This window comes from Streptomyces sp. NPDC004721, from assembly GCF_053601495.1.
The window spans coordinates 19,052-40,511 of sequence record NZ_JBSGBZ010000030.1; the positions used below are offsets into that span (position 1 = coordinate 19,052).

A 21,460-nucleotide genomic window follows, 5' to 3' on the forward strand; every position below is an offset into this window, starting at 1 on the left:
CGGGATGCGGAAGGGGCACCCGGCGCGTGTCCCGCCGAGTGCCCCTTGAAGGCCGTACTCAGTCCTCGTCCGTCTTCCGGGCGTTCCCCGCTCAGTCCTCGCTGGGCGACGCGGGGAGCTTGGCCTGGATGAGGTCCATGACGGCGGAGTCGGTCAGCGTCGTGACGTCTCCGAGCTGCCGGTTCTCCGCCACGTCGCGCAGCAGGCGCCGCATGATCTTCCCGGAGCGGGTCTTCGGCAGCTCCGCCACCGGCAGGATCCGCTTGGGCTTGGCGATCGGGCCGAGCGTCGAGCCGACGTGGTTGCGCAGCTCGGCGGCCAGGTCCTCGGTCTCGGTGACCGCGCCGCGCAGGATCACGAAGGCGACGATCGCCTGTCCGGTCGTCTCGTCCGCCGCGCCGACCACGGCCGCCTCGGCGACCGAGGGGTGGGAGACGAGGGCGGACTCGACCTCGGTGGTGGAGATGTTGTGCCCGGACACGAGCATCACGTCGTCGACGCGGCCGAGCAGCCAGATGTCGCCGTCGTCGTCCTTCTTGGCGCCGTCACCGGCGAAGTACCGGCCTTCGAACCGCGACCAGTAGGTGTCGATGAACCGCTGGTCGTCGCCCCAGATGGTGCGCAGCATCGACGGCCACGGCTCGGTGAGCACCAGGTAGCCGCCGCCGCCGTTGGACACCTCGTTGGCCTCGTCGTCCACCACGGTGGCGGAGATGCCGGGCAGCGGCCGCTGGGCCGAGCCGGGCTTGGCGGCGGTCACACCCGGCAGCGGGGAGATCATGATTCCGCCGGTCTCGGTCTGCCACCACGTGTCGACGACCGGGGTGCGGTCGCCGCCGATGTTCTTGCGGTACCAGATCCACGCCTCCGGGTTGATCGGCTCGCCGACCGAGCCGAGGATGCGCAGGGAGGACAGGTCGAACTTCGCGGGGATGTCGTCGCCCCACTTCATGAACGTACGGATCGCGGTCGGCGCCGTGTAGAGGATCGTGACGCCGTACTTCTGCACGATCTCCCAGAAGCGACCCTGGTGCGGGGTGTCCGGCGTGCCCTCGTACATCACCTGCGTCGCGCCGTTGGCCAGCGGCCCGTACACGATGTACGAGTGGCCGGTGACCCAGCCGACGTCGGCGGTGCACCAGAACACGTCGGTCTCCGGCTTGAGGTCGAAGACCGCCCAGTGCGTGTACGCCACCTGCGTGAGGTAGCCGCCGGAGGTGTGCAGGATGCCCTTCGGCTTCCCCGTCGTGCCCGAGGTGTAGAGGATGAACAGCGGGTGCTCCGCCTCGAACGCCTCCGGCGTGTGCTCGGCGGACTGCCGGTCGACGATCTCGTGCCACCACAGGTCCCTGCCCTCGGTCCAGTCGACCTCCTGGCCGGTGCGGCGGACCACGACCACGTGGTCGACGTTGTCCACGCGCTCGACCGCCTCGTCGACGGCCGGCTTGAGCGCCGACGGCTTGCCGCGCCGGTAACCGCCGTCGGCGGTGATGACGACCCTGGCGTCGGCGTCCTGGATGCGGGTGGCGAGCGCGTCCGCGGAGAAGCCGCCGAAGACCACCGAGTGCGTGGCACCGATCCTGGCGCAGGCCAGCATCGCGACCGCGGTCTCCGGGATCATCGGCATGTAGATCGCGACTCGGTCGCCCTTCCGGACGCCGAGTTCGAGCAGTGCGTTCGCGGCCCTGGACACCTCGTCCTTGAGCTCGGCGTAGGTGAGGGCGCGGTGGTCGCCGGGCTCACCCTCGAAGTGGATCGCGACGCGGTCGCCGTGCCCGGCCTCCACATGCCGGTCGACGCAGTTGTACGCCACGTTGAGAGTGCCGTCCTTGAACCACTTGGCGAACGGCGGGTTCGACCAGTCGAGCGTCTCGGTCGGCTCCACGGCCCAGGTCAGCCGGCGGGCCTGCTCGGCCCAGAATCCCAGCCGGTCGGCCTTGGCCTGCTCGTACGCGTCCGCCGTGACGTTGGCGTTCGCGGCCAGGTCGGCGGGCGGCGCGAAACGTCGCTCCTCCTTCAGGAGGTTGGAGAGTGAAGAACGCTCGTTGTCTGCCATCGTCGCACACCGTCCCAGTGGTTTAGACCAATCAATGTGCCCGATTCTCCGAGGGCCCCAGGGTGTCGGTCAACCCCCTCATCCTGACACCCGCTCATCCACGGGTCACGCACGACGATCGCCTGAGGTTCACTCCTGGAATGCTTTCTCGCTGAGAGTGCCTGACGTGTCGCTCAATGTGAGGGATGGTGCCGTCGCCTGCGGAGTCTCCGTCGCTTCGACCCGGGTGAAGGTCTCCTCGCCGTCCGCCCCCGTGAGCAGGTACGCCTCGGCCTCGCCCACGTGGAAGTACATCCCGTGCAGCTCCAGCGCCCCTTCCCGCAGGGCGCGGGCCACCGAGTCGTGGGCGCGCAGGTGCTCCAGCTGCTGGACCACGTTGGTGAGGCACAGCCGCTCGACCGCGTCGGCGGGCGGCCGTCCGGCCGGCCGGGGGCCGGGGCGGCCGTCGTCCGCCATCCGCTCCAGACTGGGCAGCCCGTGCCGCAGCCACCGTCCGAGCGGCGTAGGAGTGTGTCCGGAGCCGGAGCCGGAGCCGGTGCCTGAGGCGAAGTCAGGGCCCGAGGCGAGGAGGGCCTGCATGGCCCCGCACCCGGAGTGGCCGCACACCGTGATGGAGCGCACACCGAGCACGTCCACCGCGTACTCCACGGCCGCCGCCACCGAGTCGTCGTCGCCCTGCCCGGGCGGCGGCACGAGGTTGCCCACGTTCCGCACGACGAAGAGGTCGCCGGGACCACTGGAAGTGATCATCGACGTGACCAGTCGCGAGTCGGCGCAGGTGAGGAAGAGTTGGGACGGGCGCTGTCCCTCCCGCGCCAGCCGCGCCAGTTCCTCGCGCACCAGGGGAGCCGTGCTGTGCTGGAACGCGCGGATGCCGTGCGCCAGCCGGTGGCCGCGGTCGCCGGGTGCCGTGCTCCCGCACTGGTGGTTGCGCCACGGCGTCCAGGGCCGGCAGCGGCACCGGGCGCCGTCCGGCGCGGCGGGCTCGGCGATGCGGACTCCGGCACGACGGCCGGTGAGTTCGACCGAGCCGCCCTGCGCGGTGTGCGTCCGCTGCCAGTCCTGCAGTGCCTCGTACGCCGCGTGATCCATGAACGAGCCGTCCAGCCGGACGACTACCGCGGCTCCCGGCGGCACGAGGTGCAGGGCCCGGCTGAGCCGCGGCACCGCGAGGAACGTCAACTGCCCTCGTACATGGACGTGATGGACTCCTTTCCGCTCTTCGTGCGTGATGCGGGTGCGGGTGAGGCGGCGCAGGGCGACGGCGACGGCCACGGCGATGCCGAGGGCCACGCCCTGGAGGACGCCGAGGGCCGCCACGCCGAGGGCGGTGGCGGCGTACACCGGCACCTCCTGGTGGCGGGTCACCGTGCGGATGTGGTGCGGGGACACCATCTGGATGCCGACGGCCATCACCAGGGCGGCGAGCGAGGCGAGCGGGACGAACTCCAGCACCGGGACCATCAGCAGCGCGGCGATCACTACGAGAGCGCCGTGCAGCATCGTGGAGTTCCGGCTCACGGCACCCGCGCGCACATTCGCCGTACTCCGCACGGCCACCCCGGCGACCGGCAGGCCGCCGAGCGCGCCGGAGACGACGTTGGCGGCGCCCTGGCCGAGCAGTTCCCGGTCCAGGTCCGAGCGGCCGGCCCGGGTGGCCGGCCCGGCGCGGCCCGCGACCAGCTTGTCCACGGCGACCGCGCCGAGCAGCGACTGCACGCTGCACACCAGCGTGGTGCCGAGCACTGCGGCGACGAGCCCGAGCACCTGCCCCTGGGGCAGTCCGGCCAGGGCGTGGCTGCGCCAGGCCGGCAGATCGACCCTGGGCAGCACCAGCCCGGTGAGGGAGGCGACGGCGGTGGCCGCGGTGACGGCGACGAGCGCGGCCGGCACCCTGCCCAGCAGGCGCCCCGCCCGGCCGGGCAGGCGTGGCCAGGTCAGCAGCACCGCCAGGGTCAGTGCGCTCACGGCGAGGGCCGCCGGGTCGAGGCCGGTCAACTGGGCGGGCAGGGCGCGGAGGTTGTCGAGCACGGAGCTCTGCGGGCTGCCGCCGAGGACGATGTGCACCTGGGCGACGGCGATGGTCACCCCGATCCCGGCGAGCATGCCGTGCACGACGGCGGGACTGACGGCGAGCGCGCCGCGGGCCACGCGCAGGCAGCCGAGGGCGAGTTGGGCGAGACCGGCGAGAACGGTGACGGCGCAGGTCGTACGCCATCCGTAGCGCTGGATCAGATCGGCGGTGACGACGGTGAGTCCGGCGGCCGGGCCGCTGACCTGGAGCGGTGAGCCGCCGAGCCGTCCGGCGACGAGTCCGCCCACCGCTGCGGCCACGAGGCCGGCCCGTAGCGGGGCGCCGGTGGCCAGGGCGATACCGAGGGAGAGGGGCAGGGCGATCAGGAAGACCGCGACGGAGGCCGACAGGTCGGCCCCCGCGAGGCGGAGGCGACGCGGTCGCCGGGGCGGGCTGTGCGGCGGGTGGGAACGCTCTGTGCGGGCGGACTTCGCGGTGTGGGGCGGGACGCAGGCCGGCATGTTTCCCGTCTCCTCGGGGTGGCGCGGTCGCGGAACTTTCGGCTGACTCGACTTTCGGCTGACTCAGCGGGACTGAACGGGAACGGCGAAATCAGCGCTGAGTAAAGCGATCGTAATGCCGAGTAAAGGCCATGCCTGAATTGTCAACTCAAATGGGGCAGCAAATCACCTCGTTGAGTGAAGTGAGATTTTTATTGGCTTGTCATACTAATTCCTTCTTCCGTCCATGCGATCTTGACGGCGTTGTCGGCCCGTCCGGCACACCACCAGCACACGCCGTCCCGGCGTCGGACGAGAGAAGGAAGAAGGTGGGCGAAACATGGCCGCCACCCAGAGGATCGCCGCGGGCGTCGCCGTCGCCGCGCTCTGCGCCTCGTCGCTCGCCGGTTGCGCGAGCGGCCCCGAGGCGCCCAGGCGGGGCGCGCCAGGCGCCCCGCAGAAGGGCCCGCAACTGCCCGGGAACATCGTCCGCCTGATCGGCGACGGGTCCACCGCGTACACCGGAGCGCAGCCGCACCTGGCCAGACCGGAGCGGCTCAAGGCCGGCGAGAAGCCACCTCAGTTCGTCGTGTTCTCCTGGGACGGGGCGGGGGAGGACAGCCAGAAGCTGTTCTCCCGCTTCCGCGAGGTCGCCAAGGCCAACAACGCGACCATGACCTACTTCCTCAGCGGCGTGTACCTGCTCCCGCAGGGGAAGCGGGACCTGTACCGCCCGCCGCGGCACGCCCCGGGCAGCTCCGAGATCGGCTTCAACGACGCCCAGGGCATCGCCGACACGGTCGAGCAGGCGCGTCTGGCGTGGCTGGAGGGCAATGAGATCGGCACGCACTTCAACGGTCACTTCTGCGGCCTCGACGGCGGGGTCGGAAAGTGGTCGGTCGACGAGTGGAAGAGCGAGATCGCCCAGGCCAAGCAGTTCGTGAAGTCCTGGAAGACCAACACCGGCATGAAGAACACCGCTTCGCTGCCCTTCGACTACGACAAGGAACTCGTCGGCGGCCGCACCCCGTGCCTGGAGGGCCAGAAGAACTTCGTCAAGGCGGCGAGCCAACTGGGCTTCCGCTACGACAGCAGCGGTGTCAACAACCAGGTGTGGCCCAAGAGGCGGGACGGCCTGTGGGACCTGTCGATGCAGCTGGTGCCCTTCCCCGGGCACACCGACGAGCAACTGGCCATGGACTACAGCTTCATGGTCAACCAGTCCGGCACGCAGACCCAGGGCGACCCCGCCAAGTTCGGCTACTGGGGCAACCAGATGCGCCACGGTCTGCTCAAGGGCTTCTACCGGGCCTACGACGGCAACCGGGCCCCGCTGGTGATCGGCAACCACTTCGAGTCCTGGAACGGCGGCACCTACATGCGCGCCGTCGAGGACGTCGTGAAGGAGGTGTGCGACAAGCCCGACGTGCGCTGTGTCTCCTTTCGGCAGCTGGCCGACTGGCTGGACGCCCAGGACCCACGGACCCTCGCCGAGCTGCGGACCCTCAAGGTCGGCGAGGCCCCGCCGCGGGGCTGGGCGTCCTTCCTGCCGAGCCACCCGGCCCCGGCCCCCAAGGGCGTACCCGGGGCGCCCAAGCCGTAGCGGTGCTCACGCCGGGGCGGTGACACCCTCGCCGAGGACGAAGCCGGGGTCGATCTGCGCCGCGAGGTCGGCCCCGGTCCGCTCGTTTCCCCACGAGGCGGCGTTCTTCAGGTGGAAGTGCACCATCTGGCGGGTGTAGCGGTTCCAGTCGCGCAGCTCGTACGTGGCGTCGGCGGCGACCTGGAGCAGGCGCAGCGCGCGGCGGTTGGCGTCCTCCAGGAACTCGAACCGGGGCGGCCGGCCCTTCTCCATGGCGCGCACCCAGTCGGAGTGCCCGATGGTCACGAGCAGGTCGTCCCCGACCTCGGCGCGCAGGAAGTCGAGGTCGTCCTGGCCCTGCACCTTGTTGCCGACGACGCGCAGGACGACCCCGTAGTCGCGGGCGTACTCCTTGTACTGGCGGTAGACGGAGACCCCCTTCCGGGTCGGCTCGGCGACCAGGAACGTGATGTCGAAGCGGGTGAACATGCCGGAGGCGAAGGAGTCCGAGCCCGCCGTCATGTCGACCACGGCGTACTCGTCGCGGCTGTCCACCAGGTGGTTCAGGAACAGCTCCACCGCCCCGGTCTTGGAGTGGTAGCAGGCGACCCCCAGGTCGGCGTCCGTGAAGGGGCCGGTGACCATCAAACGCGCGGCATCGCTGCCGAGTTCCACCGGGTGCGCGCAGGCGTCGTAGAGCGGGTTGTCCTCGCACAGGCGCAGCAGGCGCGAGCCCTCGCCCGGCGGGGTCGTCTTGATCATCGTCTCGGTGGAGGCGATGCGCGGGTTGGTGCCGCGCAGGTAGTCCTTGATCAGCGGCAGCCGGTCGCCCATCGCCGGCAGCGCGGCGGCCTGCGCCTCCTCCAGGCCGAGCGCGGCCCCCAGGTGCTGGTTGATGTCGGCGTCGATCGCGACGACGGGCGCGCCGGTGGCCGCGAGATGGCGGATGAACAGGGAGGACAGAGTGGTCTTGCCGCTGCCGCCCTTTCCGACGAAAGCAATTTTCATGTTCACGAAGCGTAGAGCCCTGATTGCTCAGCGTGGAGGGGTGCGTGAAGAAGACCACTCCTTCGTGGGGCGGGGTGCCCGGGCCCGTAGGGTCGTACTCATGAGTACGACAGGAGCGGCCGCCGATCCTCCCCCAAGCTCTCGAACGAGCGCGAGCAGGGAGGACCCCCTTGCGGCCCTGGGTGCGCTGCCCGGTGTGGCCGAGTCCGTGGAGTCCGTGCGCAAGGCCGTGGACCGCCTGTACGGGCACCGGGTCATGCGGCGCCGGAGCAACGAGATCACCTCCGAGGCGGCGCTGCGCGGTGCGCGCGGCTCCGCGGCGCTGTCCGGTGCGGACTGGGCCCTGGAGGAGGTGCGCCGGCGCTCCGACTTCAGCGGCGACGACGAGGCGCGGGTGATGGGCGCCGCTCTGAGGCTGACGGCCGAGGCCGGCCAACTGCTGTCCATCTGGCGGCAGTCGCCCCTGCGGGTGCTGGCCAGGCTGCATCTTGTGGCCGCCGCGAGCCAGGAGGACGCGGTCGGACGGCCGCGTCAGGAGGGTGAGGACGTCGGCGAGCCACTGATCGAGCTGGCGCCGCCGAGCGCCGCAGAGGTGTCCGGACGCCTGGAGGGACTGTCGGAGCTGATCATCGCCGGCAGCTCCGCGCCCGCCCTGGTGACGGCGGCCGTGGTGCACGGCGAACTCCTGGCGCTGCGCCCCTTCGTCTCTCACAACGGCCTGGTCGCCCGGACGGCCGAGCGCATCGTCCTGGTCGGCAGCGGTCTCGACCCCAAGTCGGTCTGCCCCGCCGAGGTCGGCCACGCCGAACTGGGCCGCGCGGCCTACCTGGCCGCCCTCGACGGCTATGTCTCCGGCACCCCGGAGGGCATGGCGGCCTGGATCACCCACTGCGCAAGGGCGGTTGAGCTGGGTGCGCGCGAGTCCACGGCAGTGTGCGAGGCGCTCCAGCGCGGGGCGGCGTGACGGCCCCGGACACAGGGTTGCGGCGGTACGAGAATTCGTACCGCCGCTGGCATGACCACCGAGTTACCAAGCGTCCTCGATATGTCGCCCATCAGGTCGGGATCTTTGCCCGTCACCTGGTGCGGCTGGCCCGTAATCGACGGGTCGACGTCGCGTGGGTGCTCCGTGTTCATGCTCGGTCCGTGGGGCCAATTGAGCTTTAAGGGTGATCCTTTCGGATGTCCTTTGGTCTCGCGGGCCGTCGAGTCCTTTGTACTGCAAGCCGGGAGTAAGCGGAACCCCTGGCTGCACTTCTTTACTTTCAGGTTCAAACAGGAGCTAAAAGGGCGCGCGAGTGCCGCGCGGGTTTTTCCGGCGGCCGGGCGGCGGATCAGGCGATCGAGTTCCGGCGCCGGCTCGTGTACCAGACGAGCCCCGCGGTGGCCGCCGCCGCGCCTATGGCCGCCGCCGCGACCAGGGCCGGACGCGGCGGTACGGAGAACGCGGGCCGCCGTTGCTTGAGCCGCACCGGCCGGTGGAAGTCGAGAATCGGCCACGCGCGCGCGACGGCCTCCCGGCGCAGCGCCCGGTCCGGGTTCACGGCGTGCGGATGCCCGACCGACTCCAGCATCGGCAGGTCGGTCACCGAGTCGCTGTAGGCGTAGCAGCGGCTGAGGTCGTACCCCTCGGACTCGGCCAGGTCGCGGATCGCCTCCGCCTTGGTCGGGCCGTAGGCGTAGTACTCCACCTCGCCGGTGAAGCAGCCGTCCTCCCCCACCACCATCCGGGTGGCCACCACGCGGTCCGCGCCCAGCAGTTCGCCGATCGGCTCGACCACCTCCGCGCCCGACGTGGACACGATGACCACGTCGCGGCCGGCGGTGTGGTGCTCCTCGATGAGGGACGCGGCCTCGTCGTAGATGATCGGGTCGATCAGGTCGTGCAGCGTCTCGGCGACGATCTCCTTGACCTGCCGCACGTTCCAGCCGCGGCACAGCGCGGACAGATACTCGCGCATGCGCTCCATCTGGTCGTGGTCGGCGCCGCCGGCGAGGAAGACGAACTGGGCGTACGCCGTTCGCAACACGGCCCTGCGGTTGATCAGTCCGCCTTGGTAGAAGGACTTGCTGAAGGTGAGCGTGCTCGACTTCGCAATGACCGTCTTGTCCAGATCGAAGAAGGCCGCTGTGCGGGGCAAGGAGTGGTTTTCCACGCCCCTGAGCATAGGGGCAGCCCATTCGGCGTAAGGTGGGCGCGTGGGTTTGCCTGAGAGGGCTCTCGGGTACACCATGGAAGTCACGGATCGTTCGCGACCGTGCCAACCCGGTCCGACTCCTCCCCCCCCGAGTCGGCCGTGGAGACGACCCCCGCTCTCCCCCCCGGCGGGGGTCGTCGCATGTCCGGGTGGGTTTCTCCCTTTCTGTCCGTGGTTGCCGCGCCGGATCGGCCGCACCGCGCGGGTTTCAAGAGATTTCCATGATCCGTCACGTTGTGTAGTGGTGGCGCTGCTCTGTGGAAGTCGTACGGGAACCAGTACAGGGGTCACCGGTATGGGTGATGGCGATATTCACAGCCATCGAGTTGTCCACAGTTTTTGACCAAGATCCACACGATTTCCCGGATCACTGCACCCTGATTCCGACGCGCACCGTTCCCGGCGAGTTCATGGCCGGTTCCGATTGTCCGGGCGCGTGCGGCCGGTTCGTATCGGCTGCCCAAAGGAAGGCCGGTCGCCGGTTCTTCTCACGTTCGGGATTCGCGGGGCCGCACGGGCCGCGCGCAAGAAGCAGCGAAGGGGGTTCGACCGTGGCCGGAACCGTCACACACGATCCACCGCCCGATGCCGGAGGGCTCCAGGGCAGACCACTGATCGTCACCGAGGACGCCGGGCTTCTCGACGACCTGCTGCGCCTGTGCGCGGCGGCCGGCGCCACACCCGAGGTCCACCACGGCCTGCCCGAGCGCAGAGGCGGCTGGGAGGCGGCGCCGCTGGTGCTGGTCGGCGACGACGCCGCCCGGCGGGTGCGCGGGGCGGCGCGCCGGCGCGGAGTGGTGCTGGTCGGCCGCGACCAGGACGACTCCGGGATCTGGCGGCGCGCCATCGAGATCGGCGCCGATCACGTGCTGGTGCTGCCCGACGGCGAGCAGTGGCTGGTCGACCGCATCGCCGACGTCGCCGAGGGCGTCGGCCGTCCCGCGCTCACCGTGGGCGTCATCGGCGGCCGCGGCGGAGCGGGCGCGTCCACGCTGGCCTGCGCGCTCGCCGTCACCGCCGCGCGGGCGGGCCTGCGCACCCTGCTCGTGGACGCCGATCCGCTGGGCGGCGGCCTCGACGTCCTGCTGGGCGGGGAGACGGCCGAGGGGCTGCGCTGGCCGGCGTTCGCCGCCTCGCGCGGGAGAGTCGGCGGCGGCGCCCTGGAGGAGTCGCTGCCCGAACTGCACTCGCTGCGCGTGCTCAGCTGGGACCGCGGCGACTGCGTGGCCGTCCCGCCGCAGGCCGTCCGGGCGGTGCTGGCCGCCGCCCGGCGGCGCGGCGGTGCCGTGGTGGTCGACCTTCCCCGCCGCGTCGACGAGGGGGTCGCCGAGGCCCTCGCCCAGATCGACCTCGGCCTGCTCGTGGTCCCCGCCGAGCTGCGCGCCGTGGCGGCCGCGGCACGCGTGGCGTCCGCGGTCGGCATGGTCCTGCGCGATCTGCGGGTGGCGGTCCGGGGGCCGTACGCGCCCGGGCTCGACGACCGTGAGGTGGCCCGGCTGCTCGGTCTGCCGCTGGCGGGCGAGGTTCCCGCGGAGTCCGCGTTGCGGCGCTCCGGCGAGGGCAGGACCCCGCCCGGGGCGGTGGCGCGCGGACCGCTCGCCCGCTTCTGCACCGCCTTCTGGGAGCGGGCGCTGATCGAGGCGGCCGCCGCATGAGGACGGTTGCCGAACACCTGCGAACGGACCTGCGGACGGCCCCGGTGGATGCGCCCCGCGAGCCCGCGCCTGCCAACGGATCCCGGATGCCCGCGGAGTTGCTGGACGGTGTACGGCAGTGGCTCGCCGAGAGCGGGGCCGAGCCGACGCCCGCGCGCGTCGCGCAGGCCTTGCGCGAACAGGGCCGTGTGCTCGGGGACGCCGAAGTGCTCGGCGCGGCCGAGCAGTTGCGCTCCGAGCTGATCGGTAGCGGTCCGCTGGAGCCGTTGCTGGCCGATCCGTCGGTGACCGACGTCCTCGTGTCGGCCCCGGACCGGGTGTGGGTGGACCGGGGCGGCGGACTGGAGCGGACCGCCGTCGCCTTCCCCGACGCGGCGGCCGTACGGCGCCTCGCACAGCGCCTGGCCGCCGTGGCGGGCCGCCGGCTGGACGACGCCCGGCCATGGGTGGACGCCCGGCTGCCCGACGGCACCCGGCTGCACGCGGTCCTGCCTCCCGTCGCAGTCGGTTGCACCTGCCTGTCCCTGCGGGTCGTACGGCCGCGCGCGTTCACGCTGGAGGAACTGGTCGCGGCGGGCACGGTGCCGCCCGGCGGGGACCGCGTGCTGCGGGCGCTGATCGAGGCCCGGCTGTCCTTCCTCATCAGCGGGGGGACCGGAACCGGCAAGACCACGCTGCTCAGCGCGCTGCTCGGGCTGGCCGGACCGGGCGAGCGGATCGTCCTCGCCGAGGACTCCGCGGAGCTGCGACCCGACCATCCGCACGTCGTCCGCCTGGAGGCCAGGCCCGCCAACCAGGAGGGCGCGGGCCTGGTCACCCTCGAGGACCTGGTGCGGCAGGCACTGCGGATGCGGCCGGACCGACTGGTCGTGGGCGAGGTGCGCGGCGGCGAGGTGGTCCATCTGCTGGCCGCGCTGAACACCGGCCACGAGGGCGGATGCGGCACGGTCCACGCCAACGCGGCGGCGGACGTCCCCGCCCGGCTGGAGGCGCTGGGCACCGCCGCAGGGCTCGACCGGGCGGCGCTGCACAGCCAGTTGGCGGCCGCGCTGTCGGTGGTGCTGCACCTCGTGCGGGACCGCTCCGGGCGGCGGCGGATCGCCGAGGTGCGGGTGCTGGAGCGGGACGCGTCGGGACTGGTGCGGACCGTGCCGGCGCTGCGCTGGGGCGCGGAGGCGTTCGTGGCGGAACGGGGGTGGGAGCGGCTGCGGGGGCTGCTTCGGACGGAGAGCGGGAGAGGGGGCGACGACCGCCATGGATGAGGGGTTCTCGGGCTCGGCCTGCGTGGCCGCGGGCGCGGTGTGTGCCGGGGCGGCCGTGTGGCTGCTGGGCGGCCGGCAGTCCGCGGCACGGCGGGCGCGGTCGCTGCTCGCCGGCGGCGGGCCGGAGGGCACGGGGCCGCCGCTCTCGGGCCGGGTCCTTCGCGGACTGGCCCAGGTTCGAGGGCGGTTGCACGCCGAGTGGTGGGCGCCGGCCGCCGGGATGGTGCTCGCGGTGCTGGGTGCCTCGGTGCTGCCGGTCGTCGCGGGGGCGGTCGGGGTGCCGCTGCTGCGCCGTACCCGGCTTGCCCGGGCGGCGCGCCGACGGCAGGAGCGGCGGGCGGACGCGGTGATCGCCCTGTGCGGGGCGTTCGCCGGAGAGGTGCGGGCCGGGCGGCAACCGGGCGAGGCGCTGCTGTGCGCCGCGCGGGACTCGGGTGGGCTCGGCGACGCCCAGGCGGCGGTGCTGGCGGCGGCCCGGTTCGGCGGCGACGTGCCCGCGGCGCTCGCCGCGGCGGCCCGGCAGCCGGGCGCCGAGGGCCTGCGCGGCCTCGCGGCCTGCTGGCGGGTGGCGGTGGACCAGGGCGCAGGCCTGGCGGCCGGGCTGGACCGGCTCGAAGGCGCGCTGCGGGTGGAGCGCGACCAACGCGCCGATCTGCGGGCCCAGCTGTCGGGTGCCAGGGCCACGGCCGTCATGCTCGCCGGCTTGCCGGTCCTCGGACTCCTGCTGGGCACGGCCATGGGAGCCGATCCCTTGCGGGTGCTGCTGCACACGGGAGCGGGACTGGGCTGCCTGGCCATCGGTGGCGTGCTGGAGGGCGCGGGGCTGTGGTGGGCCCTGCGGATCGTGCGAGGGGCGGAGGCGATGTGAGCGCGGGTGGTGTTGTCCACAGGTTGGGGATGGTCGCGGGGGTGGCGGTGCTCCTGTGGCTGTCGGTGAGATGGCTGGCGGCGATGGGCCGGGAGCGGAGCGCGCGGCGGCGGATGGCCGCGCTGCTGGGGACGGAACGTTCGGCGGAAGAGGCATGGCGCTCGCGCTCACGGCTCCTCGCGGCCGGTGCCGTGCGGCGGTGGCTGCCGGCGGTGGGCGTGGCCGGGGCCGGGTGGGTGCTGGTCGGCGGGCTCACCGGGCTCGCGCTCGGGCTGGCCGGGGCGGCCGGGATGTGGCAGTGGCGGCGGCGTACGGCCGGCCGCCCCGAAGCGGAGTCCGGCGCGGCCGAAGCCGCCCGTCAACTCCCGCTCGCGGCCGACCTGCTGGCGGCCTGCATCGCGGCCGGTGCCGGTCCGGTGATCGCCGCCCAGGCCGTCGGGGAGGCCCTGGGCGGCCCCGTCGGGGACGCACTGGCCCGGGGCGCCGCCCAGGTGCGGCTCGGCGGGCAGCCGGCCGACGCCTGGCGCGGACTCGCCTCGATACCGGGTGCCGCGGCCCTGGCACGGCTGCTGGAGCGGGCCGACGAGTCGGGCCTTCCCGCCGCCGGACCGGTGGCCCGGCTCGCGGCCGATGTCCGCGCCGACCGGGCGCGCACCGCGACGGCCCGGGCGCGCCGGGCGGCCGTGCTGGTCACCGCGCCGGTGGGGCTGTGCTTCCTGCCCGCCTTCGTCGCGGTGGGCGTGCTGCCCGTGCTGATCGGCCTCGCGGGCGGAGTGCTGAGCGGAGGTGGTGGCTGAGGCACCGGCGGAACGGATACGGGAGCAGCGAGTCGAGAACCAGCAGACAACCAGCGGACAACAGCCAACTGACAGACAACAGCAAACCAACAGACCAAGGCCTTACGGGGGTTGAGATGTACGGAAAGGTGTGGGCACGGCTGCGTGCCCTGGCGCGCAGGGACGCGGGAATGGTGACGTCCGAGTACGCGATGGGGATCATCGCGGCGGTGGCGTTCGCCGTGCTGCTGTACGAGGTGGTGACGAGCGGCCAGGTCAAGACGGAGTTGCAGAACATCGTGAAGCGAGCGCTCAGTGCGCGGATGTGAACGGGCACGGGCGCACCGGGCCGAACGGCAAGACGCCGACGCGGGGTTCGTGACGGCGGAGGCGGCCATGGTCCTGCCCGTGCTGGTGCTGGTGGTGACGACGCTGGTCTGGGTCCTGCTGGTCGTGCTCGCGCAGATCCAGTGCGTGGACGCGGCCCGGGCAGGGGCCCGGGCCGCCGCCCGCCAGGACCCGGACGGTGCGGTCACCCGAGTGACCCGGGACGTGGCACCGCACGGGGCGAAGGTCACGGTGACCCGCCGGGGAGACCACGTGCACGTGGTCGTCGTGGCCGACCCGCCGGGCCTGGGGGTGCTGCCTTTCCGGCTGAGGGAGGAGGCCGTGGCGGAGGCGGAGGACATGCTCGGGACGCGCGCACAGCGGGGGACGGGGACATGAAGCGGAGGACGGGGACATGAGGTGCCGCATTCCGGTTCTCCGCGGCTTTCGTCGCCTCATCGGTGGCGGACGTGGCGGACGCCGTCGGTCCGACCGCGGTTCCGCCACCGTGTGGAGCGTCGGGGCGATCGCCCTGCTCTGCGTGGTGTTCGGCATCGGTCTCGCCCTGGGGCAGGCGGTGGTCGACCGGCACCGAGCGGCCGGGGCCGCCGACCTCGCGGCGCTGGCGGCGGCGGGCCACTGGGCGGAGGGCGGTGCCGCCGCGTGCGCCCGGGCGGACGAGGTGGCCCGGGCACAGGGCACCCGGCTCGTCCGGTGCGCCATCGTGGGCGACACCTCGGACGTCACGGCGGCGGCGGAACGGGGACCCTTCACCGCGGCGGTGAGGGCGAGAGCGGGGCCGACGGCCCAGGCAGACGCCCCGGTGGGCCCGGCGGGGCCGGTGGGGCCCGGGGAGCCCACGGCAGGGTCTGTAGGGCCTGGAGGGCCCATGGCAGGGTCTACGGCCTCCGCGGGATCCATAGCGGGGGCTACGGCTTCCACAGGGCCCATGGCGCCCGTGCCTTTCACCCGCGTGGGCTAAGCCTCCGCATCCATCTCCGCCTCCGCCTGCATCTCCGCCTCCGGGGCCGCCTTCAGCAGCACCGTCAGCAGGCGCACGGCCCCCCTCTTGTGCAGCGGGTCGTTGCCGTTGCCGCACTTGGGGGACTGGATGCAGGACGGGCAGCCGGAGTCGCACTCGCAGGAGGCGATGGCCTCGCGGGTGGCCGAGAGCCAGGCGCGCGCGGTGTGGAAGGCGCGTTCGGCGAAGCCCGCGCCGCCCGGATGGCCGTCGTAGACGAAGACCGTGGGTTGCAGGGTGTCGGGGTGCATCGGGACGGAGACGCCGCCGATGTCCCAGCGGTCGCAGGTCGCGAACAGGGGCAGCATGCCGATCGACGCGTGCTCGGCGGCGTGGAGGGCGCCACCGAGGATCTCCGGGTTGATCCGGGCCTCGTCGAGCTGGTCCTCGGTGACCGTCCACCACACCGCGCGGGTGCGCAGCGTACGAGGAGGGAGGTCGAGCTTCGTCTCGCCGAGCACTTCACCGGTGATGACACGTCTGCGCAGGAAGGAGACCACCTGGTTGGTGACCTCGACGGAGCCGTAGCACAGGCGGCCGTCGCCCCAGGGCACCTCGACGTCCGTCTCCAGGACGGAGATCGCCGTCGTGTCGCGGGCGACCGTCGTGTACGGCGGGGCGGCCTCCTCGACCAGGGCGACCGAGTCGTCCAGATCGAGGGAGCGCACCAGGTACGTACGGCCCTGGTGCAGATGGACCGCGCCCTCGTGGACCGTCGTGTGCGCGGCGCCCGCGTCGACCGTGCCGAGCAGCCGGCCGGTGCCGGCCTCGACGATCTGCACCGGTCGTCCGCCCTCGCCGCGGATGTCGGTGAGGTCCGCGGCCCGCTCCCGGCGGGTCCAGTGCCAGGCCTTCGTCCGGCGGCGCAGCAGCTTCGCGGCCTCCAGCTGCGGCAGCAGCTCCGCGCAGGCCGGGCCGAACAGTTCGGTGTCCTCCTCGGTGAGCGGAAGCTCGGCGGCGGCCGCGCACAGGTGCGGGGCGAGGACGTAGGGGTTGTCGGGGTCGAGGACTGTGGACTCGACCGGCTGGTCGAACAGGGCCTCGGGGTGGTGGACGAGGAAGGTGTCCAGCGGGTCGTCGCGGGCGACCAACACCGCCAGGGCGCCCTGACCGGAGCGCCCCGCGCGGCCCGCCTGCTGCCACAGGGAGGCGCGGGTGCCCGGGTATCCGGCGATCAGCACGGCGTCCAGGCCGGACACGTCCACGCCCAGCTCCAGGGCCGTCGTGGCGGCCAGGCCCAGGAGCTCGCCGGAGTGCAGGGCGCGTTCGAGTGCGCGGCGCTCCTCGGGCAGGTAGCCGCCCCGGTAGGCCGCGACGCGCCGGGACAGCGGCCGGTCGATCTCGGCCAGCCGCTCCTGGGCGATCACCGAGATCAGCTCGGCGCCGCGCCGGGACCGTACGAAGGCGACCGAGCGCACGCCCTGGAGGGTGAGGTCGGTCAGCAGGTCGGCCGTCTCGGCGGTGGCGGTGCGCCGGACGGGCGCGCCCCGTTCGCCCCGCAGCTCGGTCAGCGGGGGCTCCCAGAGGGCGAACACCAGTTCACCGCGGGGCGAGGCGTCGTCGGCCACCTCCACCACGGGCAGCCCCGTGAGGCGGCGCGCGGCCACAGCGGGCTGCGCGGCGGTCGCCGAGGCCAGCAGGAAGACCGGAGAGGCACCGTAGCGCGCGCACAGCCGGCGAAGGCGGCGCAGGACCTGGGCGACGTGGGAGCCGAAGACGCCCCGGTAGGTGTGGCATTCGTCGACGACCACGTACTTCAGGGCGCGCAGGAAGGAGGACCAGCGCGGGTGGGAGGGCAGGATCCCGCGGTGCAGCATGTCGGGGTTGGTCAGCACGTGGTTGGCGTACTGGCGGATCCACTCGCGTTCCTCGGGCGGGGTGTCGCCGTCGTACACCGCGGGGCGTACGGCCTTGCCCAGGGGCCGGGCGAGTTCCTTCACCGCACGGCACTGGTCGGCCGCGAGGGCCTTGGTGGGGGCCAGGTACAGGGCGGTGGCGCCGCGGCCGTTGGCCGCCTCGGAACCGTCCAGCAACGTCGAGAGCACCGGGACGAGGTAGGCCAGCGACTTGCCGGACGCGGTGCCCGTGGCGACGACGACGGAGTCGCCGTCCAGGGCGTGTTCCGCGGCGCGCGCCTGGTGCGCCCACGGGTGCTCGATCCCGCACGCCTGGACCGCCGCGATCACCTCCGGCCGAATCCGGTCGGGCCAGACGGCATGGCGCCCCGCGCGCGGGGGCAAGTGCTCCGTATGAGTGATGCGCGCAGCCCGGCTCTGCCCCGCGGCGAGCCGGTCGAGAACCGCGCCCGGCGCCAGGCGGGTTGCGGGGCCGGCCGGGGATCGATCGGATCGGTGATTCTTGGCCATCGGCACCGAGTCTGTCACCGACGTGCAGGACAATGGGACCAAGGCGTCGTGCACGCCTGCCGGTAAGTGATTGAATGCCATCGCGGCTGGCGAACCGTCCCGGGGGCTTCAAGCCGAGGTGTCCTGAGGGGCGACCGCTCGATAGCAAGGTGCTGGAGGATCCGTGGACCTGTCCCTGTCGACCCGTACCGTCGGCGATCGTACGGTCGTCGAGGTCGGTGGCGAAATCGACGTATATACCGCGCCCAAGCTGCGCGAGCAGCTGGTCGAGCTGGTGAACGACGGGAATTTCCACCTCGTCGTCGACATGGAGGGCGTGGACTTCCTCGACTCCACCGGGCTCGGCGTGCTGGTCGGTGGCCTGAAGCGCGTGCGTGCCCACGAGGGCTCGCTGCGCCTGGTGTGCAACCAGGAGCGCATTCTCAAGATCTTCCGTATCACCGGTCTCACCAAGGTGTTCCCGATCCACACCTCGGTGGACGAAGCGGTGGCGGCGACAGACTGACCACCGGCCCCGGCCAGGTGACCGGGGCGGAAGAGCCCAAACGGGGGGCCGGGCATTTCGGCGGCCCGGTCCTCCTACAGCACGCCCGTAGCTCCGAGGGGGATGCATGGCCACCGTCGAACTCCGTTTCAGCGCGCTGCCCGAACACGTCAGGACCGCCCGTCTGGTGGCGGCAGCGGTGGCGCGCAGGGCCGGAGTGGACGAGGCCGTCCTCGACGAGGTCAGACTCGCCGTCGGCGAGGCCTGTTCCCGGGCCGTGGGGCTGCATCGCAACAGCGGGATCTCGGCACCGGTGAAGGTGATGCTGACCGAGGAGGAGAAGCAGTTCTCCATCGAGGTCGGCGACGAGGCCCGGCACGCGCCGTACCACGCCGGGGACGCCCCGGGCGCGGCGGACGAGGCGGAGACCGAAGAGGACGAGATGGGCCTCGCGGTCATCAGCGGCCTCGTCGACGACGTGGAGGTTTCGGCAGGGGAGCACGGCGGGTTGATCAAGATGACCTGGCCGACCACACCGCCGGTCGCGACGCTTCCCTGACGCACCTCACCCGTTCGGCGCACCACACGAGGGCCCTGCTTCGCAGGGCCCTTCTTGTTGCACGGCCGCCTCCACCAGGTACATTTGAATTCGTGAATGAATTCACGACCGGTCGGCAGATCATTTGATCAAGCAGTGATCGAGGGTCAATGGTTTTGAACCGTTACCTCTTTCGGGTTCCGTGGCGTGACGTCGATCATTTGCTGAAGAGCAGGTGAAGGGCAATTCGGTTTGCCGCGCTCTGTTTTGATCAGGTTCCGCTACCTACAATCCGTCCACATCTTGAGCTCAGCCCAAGCGTCAAGGAGGACGAATGGCGGGGCTTTCTACCCCTCATCAGTTGGGCCACCCCACAACCTTCGCAGCTGCAGTGCTGACCAACGACAATCGGATCATCGTGGCGGCCATCGCGGCCGTCGCGCTGGCCGCTCTCGTGGTCGCAGGCGTCCTGGTGCGCCAGGTGCTCGCGGCGGGCGAAGGTACCAGCAGCATGAAGGAGATCGCTGAAGCGGTCCAGGAAGGCGCGAACGCCTATCTGGGCCGCCAGTTGCGCACGCTCGGCGTATTCGCCGTGGTCGTGTTCTTCCTGCTCATGCTGCTGCCCGCGGACGACTGGAATCAGCGCGCCGGACGATCGGTGTTCTTCCTGATCGGAGCCGCCTTCTCGGCGGCCACCGGCTATATCGGCATGTGGCTCGCCGTGCGCAGCAATGTACGTGTCGCCGCGGCGGCCCGTGAAGCGACCCCTGCGGAGGGTGAGCCGGAAAAGGATCTCACCGCCGTCTCGCACAAGGCAATGAAGATCGCATTTCGCACCGGCGGCGTCGTCGGCATGTTCACGGTGGGGCTCGGCCTGCTCGGCGCCTCCTGTGTGGTGCTGGTGTACGCGGCCGACGCGCCGAAGGTCCTGGAGGGCTTCGGCCTCGGTGCCGCGCTGATCGCGATGTTCATGCGTGTGGGCGGCGGCATCTTCACCAAGGCCGCCGACGTCGGCGCCGACCTGGTCGGCAAGGTCGAGCAGGGCATTCCGGAGGACGATCCGCGCAATGCCGCGACCATCGCCGACAACGTGGGCGACAACGTCGGCGACTGCGCGGGCATGGCGGCCGACCTCTTCGAGTCGTACGCCGTCACGCTGGTCGCCGCGCTGATCCTCGGCAAGGCGGCCTTCGGCAACGACGGGCTCGCCTTCCCGCTGCTCGTGCCGGCCATCGGTGTGATCACCGCCATGATCGGGATCTTCGCGGTGGCGCCGCGCCGCGCCGACCGCAGCGGCATGAGCGCGATCAACCGCGGTTTCTTCATCTCCGCGGTGATCTCACTCGCCCTGGTCGCGGCCGCCGTCTTCGTCTATCTGCCGTCGTCGTACGCCGGTCTCACCGGTGTCACCGACGCGGCGATCAGGGGCAAGGACGGCGACCCGCGGATCCTCGCCCTGGTCGCGGTGGGGATCGGCATCCTGCTGGCCGCCGTGATCCAGCAGCTCACCGGCTACTTCACCGAGACCAACCGGCGTCCGGTCAGAGACATCGGCAAGACCTCGCTCACCGGTCCGGCCACCGTCGTCCTCGCCGGTGTCTCCGTGGGTCTGGAGTCCGCGGTCTACACCGCCCTGCTGATCGGCCTCAGCGTGTACGGGGCCTTCCTGCTCGGCGGTACGTCGATCATGCTGGCGCTGTTCGCGGTGGCGCTGGCCGGCACCGGACTGCTCACCACGGTCGGCGTGATCGTCGCCATGGACACCTTCGGCCCGGTCTCCGACAACGCCCAGGGCATCGCCGAGATGTCCGGCGACGTCGAGGGCGCGGGCGCCCAGGTGCTCACCAACCTGGACGCGGTGGGCAACACCACCAAGGCCATCACCAAGGGCATCGCCATCGCCACCGCCGTTCTCGCGGCCTCGGCGCTCTTCGGGTCGTACCGGGACGCCATCACCACGGGCGCGCGCGACGTCGGGGAGAAGCTGACCGGTTCGGGTGCGCCGATGACCCTGATCATGGACATCTCGCAGCCCAACAACCTGGTCGGCCTCATCGCCGGCGCGGCGGTCGTCTTCCTGTTCTCGGGGCTGGCGATCAACGCGGTGTCCCGGTCGGCGGGTTCGGTGGTGTACGAGGTGCGCCGGCAGTTCCGTGAGAAGCCCGGCATCATGGACTTCAGCGAGAAGCCGGAGTACGGCAAGGTCGTCGACATCTGCACCAAGGACGCCCTGCGCGAGCTCGCCACACCCGGGCTGCTCGCCGTCATGGCGCCCATCTTCATCGGGTTCACGCTCGGGGTCGGTGCGCTCGGCTCCTATCTCGCGGGCGCGATCGGCGCGGGCACGCTGATGGCGGTGTTCCTCGCCAACTCCGGTGGCGCCTGGGACAACGCCAAGAAGCTGGTCGAGGACGGCAACCACGGCGGCAAGGGCAGCGAGGCCCACGCGGCCACGGTGATCGGGGACACGGTCGGCGATCCCTTCAAGGACACCGCCGGCCCCGCGATCAACCCGCTGCTCAAGGTGATGAACCTGGTGTCGCTGCTCATCGCGCCCGCGGTCATCAAGTTCTCCTACGGCAGCGACAAGAGCCTCGGCGTACGGATCGTGATCGCGGTCCTGTCGCTGGCCGTGATCGTCGGCGCGGTCTACATCTCCAAGCGGCGTGGTATCGCCGTGGGCGACGACGACAACGCCGAACGGGTTTCCAAGTCGGCCGATCCCGCGGTGGTTTCGTAGGCGGTCTCATCCCGGGCCCAGCTCAGGAGACGGGCGGGCGGCGCGTACGACGCGTCGCCCGCCCG

17 protein-coding genes are annotated in these 21,460 nt (G+C 71.9%); 12 read left to right on the plus strand and 5 right to left on the minus strand.

The features are described 5' to 3' along the window. Positions 1-91: 91 nt before the first annotated feature. Together acs and ACWEK3_RS25785 are read right to left on the minus strand one after the other, a co-directional pair. The gene (acs, locus tag ACWEK3_RS25780; protein WP_450539644.1) at positions 92-2,056 is read right to left on the minus strand and encodes an acetate--CoA ligase; all 1,965 of its coding nucleotides are present in this window, start codon (positions 2,054-2,056) and stop codon (positions 92-94) included. A gap of 129 nt (positions 2,057-2,185) precedes the next feature. Next, positions 2,186-4,591, minus strand: coding sequence for a SulP family inorganic anion transporter (locus ACWEK3_RS25785; protein WP_453250676.1), 2,406 nt, complete (start codon positions 4,589-4,591; stop codon positions 2,186-2,188). A 319-nt stretch (positions 4,592-4,910) separates the two neighbouring features. Between ACWEK3_RS25785 and ACWEK3_RS25790 the strand changes: the two genes are divergently transcribed. Beyond that, the gene (locus ACWEK3_RS25790; protein ID WP_453250677.1) at positions 4,911-6,173 is read left to right on the plus strand and encodes a hypothetical protein; all 1,263 of its coding nucleotides are present in this window, start codon (positions 4,911-4,913) and stop codon (positions 6,171-6,173) included. A 6-nt stretch (positions 6,174-6,179) separates the two neighbouring features. Here ACWEK3_RS25790 and ACWEK3_RS25795 read toward each other — a convergent pair whose 3' ends face one another. Next, positions 6,180-7,160: an ATP-binding protein gene (locus tag ACWEK3_RS25795; protein WP_450539650.1), complete on the minus strand. Its 981-nt coding sequence runs from the start codon at positions 7,158-7,160 to the stop codon at positions 6,180-6,182. A gap of 100 nt (positions 7,161-7,260) precedes the next feature. Between ACWEK3_RS25795 and ACWEK3_RS25800 the strand changes: the two genes are divergently transcribed. After that, entirely contained in the window at positions 7,261-8,124 is an 864-nt protein-coding gene (locus ACWEK3_RS25800) for an oxidoreductase (protein WP_450539652.1), read from the plus strand. A gap of 370 nt (positions 8,125-8,494) precedes the next feature. Here the strand turns inward: ACWEK3_RS25800 and ACWEK3_RS25805 are convergent, their stop codons facing one another. After that, complete coding sequence (locus tag ACWEK3_RS25805; RefSeq protein ID WP_453250678.1) at positions 8,495-9,328, minus strand: HAD family hydrolase; 834 nt, start codon at positions 9,326-9,328, stop codon at positions 8,495-8,497. Between the two features lie 581 nt (positions 9,329-9,909). Between ACWEK3_RS25805 and ssd the strand changes: the two genes are divergently transcribed. The 7 genes from ssd (at position 9,910) to ACWEK3_RS25840 (ending at position 15,228) form a co-directional block, all read left to right on the plus strand. Continuing rightward, on the plus strand, positions 9,910-11,013 hold the full coding sequence (gene ssd, locus ACWEK3_RS25810; RefSeq protein ID WP_453250679.1) for a septum site-determining protein Ssd: 1,104 nt from the start codon (positions 9,910-9,912) through the stop codon (positions 11,011-11,013). 86 nt (positions 11,014-11,099) lie between these two features. Further along, the gene (locus ACWEK3_RS25815; RefSeq protein ID WP_450539657.1) at positions 11,100-12,275 is read left to right on the plus strand and encodes a TadA family conjugal transfer-associated ATPase; all 1,176 of its coding nucleotides are present in this window, start codon (positions 11,100-11,102) and stop codon (positions 12,273-12,275) included. After that, positions 12,268-13,143, plus strand: coding sequence for a type II secretion system F family protein (locus tag ACWEK3_RS25820; protein ID WP_450539659.1), 876 nt, complete (start codon positions 12,268-12,270; stop codon positions 13,141-13,143). Before ACWEK3_RS25815 ends, ACWEK3_RS25820 begins: the two co-directional genes overlap by 8 nt. Before the next feature lie 29 nt (positions 13,144-13,172). After that, complete coding sequence (locus ACWEK3_RS25825) at positions 13,173-13,940, plus strand: type II secretion system F family protein (protein ID WP_450539660.1); 768 nt, start codon at positions 13,173-13,175, stop codon at positions 13,938-13,940. Positions 13,941-14,056: 116 nt separating this feature from the next. Continuing rightward, complete coding sequence (locus ACWEK3_RS25830) at positions 14,057-14,248, plus strand: DUF4244 domain-containing protein (protein WP_384174881.1); 192 nt, start codon at positions 14,057-14,059, stop codon at positions 14,246-14,248. Further along, positions 14,235-14,645 (plus strand): TadE family type IV pilus minor pilin, encoded by a 411-nt coding sequence (locus ACWEK3_RS25835; protein WP_453250680.1) that lies wholly within the window; start codon positions 14,235-14,237, stop codon positions 14,643-14,645. The genes ACWEK3_RS25830 and ACWEK3_RS25835 overlap by 14 nt, the downstream gene beginning before the upstream one ends. A gap of 16 nt (positions 14,646-14,661) precedes the next feature. Continuing rightward, positions 14,662-15,228, plus strand: coding sequence for an Rv3654c family TadE-like protein (locus ACWEK3_RS25840; RefSeq protein WP_453250681.1), 567 nt, complete (start codon positions 14,662-14,664; stop codon positions 15,226-15,228). Here ACWEK3_RS25840 and ACWEK3_RS25845 read toward each other — a convergent pair. After that, positions 15,225-17,714, minus strand: a complete 2,490-nt coding sequence (locus ACWEK3_RS25845) for a DEAD/DEAH box helicase (protein WP_453250682.1) — start codon at positions 17,712-17,714, stop codon at positions 15,225-15,227. The genes ACWEK3_RS25840 and ACWEK3_RS25845 overlap by 4 nt on opposite strands. 82 nt (positions 17,715-17,796) lie before the next feature. On the opposite strand from ACWEK3_RS25845, the gene bldG reads away from it, so the two are divergent. The 3 genes from bldG (at position 17,797) to ACWEK3_RS25860 (ending at position 21,395) form a co-directional block, all read left to right on the plus strand. Continuing rightward, positions 17,797-18,138: an anti-sigma factor antagonist BldG gene (gene bldG / locus ACWEK3_RS25850; protein WP_009189842.1), complete on the plus strand. Its 342-nt coding sequence runs from the start codon at positions 17,797-17,799 to the stop codon at positions 18,136-18,138. Between the two features lie 106 nt (positions 18,139-18,244). Then, the gene (locus tag ACWEK3_RS25855; protein WP_450545575.1) at positions 18,245-18,676 is read left to right on the plus strand and encodes an ATP-binding protein; all 432 of its coding nucleotides are present in this window, start codon (positions 18,245-18,247) and stop codon (positions 18,674-18,676) included. 313 nt (positions 18,677-18,989) lie between these two features. Continuing rightward, positions 18,990-21,395 carry a sodium-translocating pyrophosphatase gene (locus tag ACWEK3_RS25860; protein ID WP_450545573.1) on the plus strand — a complete coding sequence of 802 codons (2,406 nt, stop codon included), beginning with the start codon at positions 18,990-18,992 and terminating at the stop codon, positions 21,393-21,395. The last annotated feature ends 65 nt before the right edge of the window (positions 21,396-21,460 follow it).